This window comes from Bartonella sp. AA89HNZF (assembly GCF_042196905.1).
GTDB lineage: Bacteria > Pseudomonadota > Alphaproteobacteria > Rhizobiales > Rhizobiaceae > Bartonella.
In genome coordinates this window covers 1-4,229 of sequence record NZ_JBHIRD010000046.1, presented here as the reverse complement: position 1 = coordinate 4,229, position 4,229 = coordinate 1, and the positions used below count along the sequence as shown (strand labels likewise).

The 4,229-nt window shown below is 36.2% G+C and carries 3 protein-coding genes; all 3 read left to right on the top strand.

Features of this window, described 5'->3' with window-relative positions; translation table 11 throughout:
- The coding region (locus ACFIN0_RS09415; RefSeq protein WP_375702412.1) for an autotransporter outer membrane beta-barrel domain-containing protein at positions 1–150 on the top strand (150 nt) is incomplete at its 5' end.
- A gap of 159 nt (positions 151–309) precedes the next feature.
- Complete coding sequence (locus ACFIN0_RS09410) at positions 310–459, top strand: hypothetical protein (RefSeq protein ID WP_375702411.1); 150 nt, start codon at positions 310–312, stop codon at positions 457–459.
- Positions 460–1,412: 953 nt separating this feature from the next.
- Positions 1,413–4,229: autotransporter outer membrane beta-barrel domain-containing protein (locus tag ACFIN0_RS09405; RefSeq protein ID WP_375702410.1), on the top strand; the 2,817-nt coding region annotated here is incomplete at its 3' end.

Below are 4,229 nucleotides of genomic sequence, written 5' to 3'. Positions count from 1 at the left end.
ATGGGACCTGCAATTGAAGGCGGCGTTGGCATCAATGCGCAACTGTCTCACAATTTCTCCCTTCATGGTGATGTAAGTTATCAACAAAAGCTTCAGAAAACTGGTATATCTGGAGCAAATTTCTCAGGCGGCATACGCTATCAGTTTTAACACAAAGCTGTAAAAGCAAGCCTATTCATTCTATTCAATTTAAAAAAAGGCAGCACGATATGCTGCCTTTTTTTATTCTTGACACCCTTTCATAAAAAGATCGCTCGAATAGCTTTTGTTCTTTATCCTCCCAAGATCATCTCCATCAAGATTTATTGATTGACAAGGCTAGGTATTGTTTTTGATGCATACCAGATTGAAGTAGCTGCTCGTACACAGGCAAAAAAGCGCTTTCGTTATAATCCTGAAAAGAAAGCTGTGGAAGGTTTTGCCAATTTGCTGGAATTGGGGAGCGTGAAATGCGTGTAGCAGTCTTTGCGCAAAAGAATGAAAATATGCACTAAAGCGGGTGGTTATGCTTAAGGGTGAGAATAAATTCAGTGATTTTGAGAAATCTGCCCCTTACGCTGTCTTAGATATTGAATGGCATTTATCTCTCATAAACAAAAATGTCGCAAAGCGCTTCATCTCCAAGTGAAAGTAAAACTTTCAGAAAAAACACCTTATATGTATTTATTGATAAATCATATATGTTTATTGATAAATCGCGCTTGCTTCATAAAATCCCCTCCCCCTTTTTCTCAAAGCAAAAAGAAAATGTAAAGTTTTACTGTCGTAAGTAGATAAAAAGTACAAGCTACTATTATTTTCCTCTTTACACAGGAAACATACTGCAAAATATTTCTTTACGCAGATAGTTTAATTAAATACACCAAAAAAACAAAGACATCAACCACTTTATCAAAATACTCAAGAAGAAACTAAGATTTATAAAAGCATCAATCAGTGCTCTTTAGCATATTTATAAAACACATTACATCCAGTATAAAACACCTCAGATCTAAAATTAAATAAACTTTTTTAATTTTTGCTGACGGCTGTTCCCAACGATGCTGTCCCCCCTTTATTCTCCTTAATGCATCAAAATATATGACAGTACTGTGATACCCTTAAAAAAGTACAAACAAACAACGATCATTTGCTTATAATATTGTCCTTAAATATCATTTTTAATATTTTTAATTATATATTTAATACGTAATAAATAAAACTATAAATATAATATGACTTAAATGTAAATATATACGTTAATTATTATGTTTTTTAATTTGACTATAAGTAAATTATAAAATAGTGATCAGGAAGAATGTTTTTTATAGACCATTATTTATTTTCTTATATTGTTTGTTCTTCTTATAACAAGTGGAGATATGGAAAACAGGAAAAATATTTGTAGCTTAATTTAAGTGAGGAGAACATAAATGTCTAAAAAGTCTCTTTTATCGTATACAGCAATTGCAGCAATTCTATTATTTGGGACCTACCACAAAACACAAGCGGAAGAACTTAAAGTTTCTGATGGAAAAAAAATGGAAGTCTCTAAAGAAAGCTACGATAATATTTGGGCAGAAACGGGTGGAAAAATCATCGGCAAGAATTTAAAGCTGGGGAGTACCTCTCCAACACCACCATCTGTTACAACCGTTGTCACCGTTAAAGGATCCGATAGTTTGATTGAATTATCGGACAATACCATCATTGGTGCTCCACTTGGAACTAAATCTTCCTATGAATACGGCGTTAATATATCGGACAACGCTACATTCAAAATGACAGGAGGTTCTATCAACGTTGATAAAACCGCTATTCAGCTAAATGCTGGTAACGGAAATATGGAAAATGTCACAATAACAAGTGAAAACAGCGAACCCTATAACGCAATAAGAGCTGAAAAAAAAAGTAAACTCACTTTGAAAAATATAACTGTTAAAAAAGCAAAAAACAGCATCTTTGCAGATAACCAAACTCAAATAACAGTTATCGGTGGATCTTTTGAGGCAAAAGAAACAGCAATCAATGCTCGAAACGGTAGTATCATTACTTTAAACAATAAGGCAAAAATCACATCACTTAACGGTGATGGGCTCAATGCCATTGATGAGCAATCAAAAATTTTTATGACAGGGGGAGCTGTTACTGGGAGCAATAGTGTATTATACACAAAAGCTGGTGGATATATTAATGTTAAAGATGTTGTACTCACAGCAGATGGTAAAGGAACAAGATTCGGTGCGTTTGCAAGAGGTCACAGCACTATTGAATTAAATGGTAACACAACAATTAAAAATGCTTCGATCGGTGTTAAAGCCGAAAGTGATGATGCGACAATCAAAATGACCGGAGGATCGATTGAGGTCACAGGAGACAAAGCAGTAGGTGCATCATTTCTTAACACCACCAGCAAAGAAAACACGCTGAAAGATGTGAAAATATCAAGCGGAAATGATGACTTTCTTATGGATAAAGGAATAAGTGCTGACAAAGGAAGTATTGTCACTTTAAATAATGTAACCGTCACGAAAGCAAAAAACAGCATCTTAGCAGATAACAAATCTCAAATAACAATTACCGGCGGATCTTTTGAGGCAAAAGGAGAAGCAATAATTGCTCAAAACGGCAGTAGCATTACTTTAAACAATGGTGCGAAAATCATTTCATCTGAGCATAATGCGCTGAGTGCCATTGGTGAGCAATCAAAAATTTTCATGACAGGAGGAACTGTTACTGGGAGTAATAATTCATTATATGCAACTTTGGGTGGATATATTAATGTTAAAGATGTTGCACTCACAGAAAATGGCGAAAGTTCAGTTACAGGCGCATCAGCTGAGGGCCCAAACAGCGTCATTGAATTAAAAGGAAAAACAACGATTACGAAGACTCTCTTTGGTCTTTATGTAACGGATGGAGGCAAAATCACAAGCGAAGAATTAACGATAAAAGGGAAGAGAACAAATATTGCGGGAATCGAACTGCCCAGCATGGGTGTAAATGCTGCTGCAAATAGCGTTATTGAATTAAACGGAAAAACAACGATTGAAAAAGTTGATTTTGGACTTGTCGCATCCAATAGCACGATTAAGATGGTCAATGGCGCTGAAAACAAAATAGATGCAACAATAATTGCACTAAAGGTAAACAGAAATGGACATATTGATCTCGCAAATACTTCTGCAACAGCAGGGGTTGCTGGGGTAAATTTTGCAGATTTGTCTAAAAATAAGTTAAATGGCCTAAGTGATAGTAATCCACAAAATTGGCAAAACAGTGAAGTTAATTTGACCAATACAGATCTGATCGTTGAAAATGGTATTGGAATAAATACCGATGAATCAATGGGGAAAATTAATCTCAAAAATTCAAAAATCCTTGCTGATACGTTATTCAAAAACATAAAGCAGAAGACAAAGCCTGTTGGAATGTTTACTTTAACCGCAGATCATTCTGTCTTACAAGGCGGTGTAAGAAATGACGAAAATGGGCAAACACGCTTTGATCTGAAAAACGACACAAAATGGACGTTGAAAATCAGCAAAAATGAAAAAGATGATGATGGCAATCTCTTTGATATCGCTCAAAGATCTCGTTCTGATGTTTCTGTGCTTAATCTCGATAACAGCTCCATTGTTTTTGAGAAACCAACCGAAGATCATTACCAAACATTGCATATAGGTTCTGGTAAACCAGACACGCAAGAAGTCTACAATGCAACGGGTGATGCAAAGATTTACTTCAACGCACAATGGAGTGATGGAGCACCAATCGCCGATCAAAAAACCGATAGACTTTTGATCCATGGGGATGTCTCTGGCAACACATCAGTTTATGTTACAGGACGCATAGAAAAGAACAGTAGTCAAGCAAATACCTCTGCTGCTCCTAATGTACGGGGGCTTTCACTCATTCAAGTTTCTGGAAAAGCAGAAGAAAACTCTTTCAAACTGGTAAATGGTTATACCACAAGAGGTGGCTTACCGAATATGTATACACTACGTGCCTATGGACCAGACTCAAGCCAAGGCAAAGCCGATATTGCGCAAAACCTCTTTGATGAAAAGAATGAAAATTTCTGGGATTTCCGTTTGCAACCCGAACTGCTTGGCTCCAATTCTGGTTCAAATCCTGATCCTGAAACAAATATCCCTACCGTTGCCCTTGTACCACAAACAGCAAGCTATTTGGTCATGCCAAATGCTCTCTTCTACAGTGGATTAACCGATATGGCTAAACAAAACGCA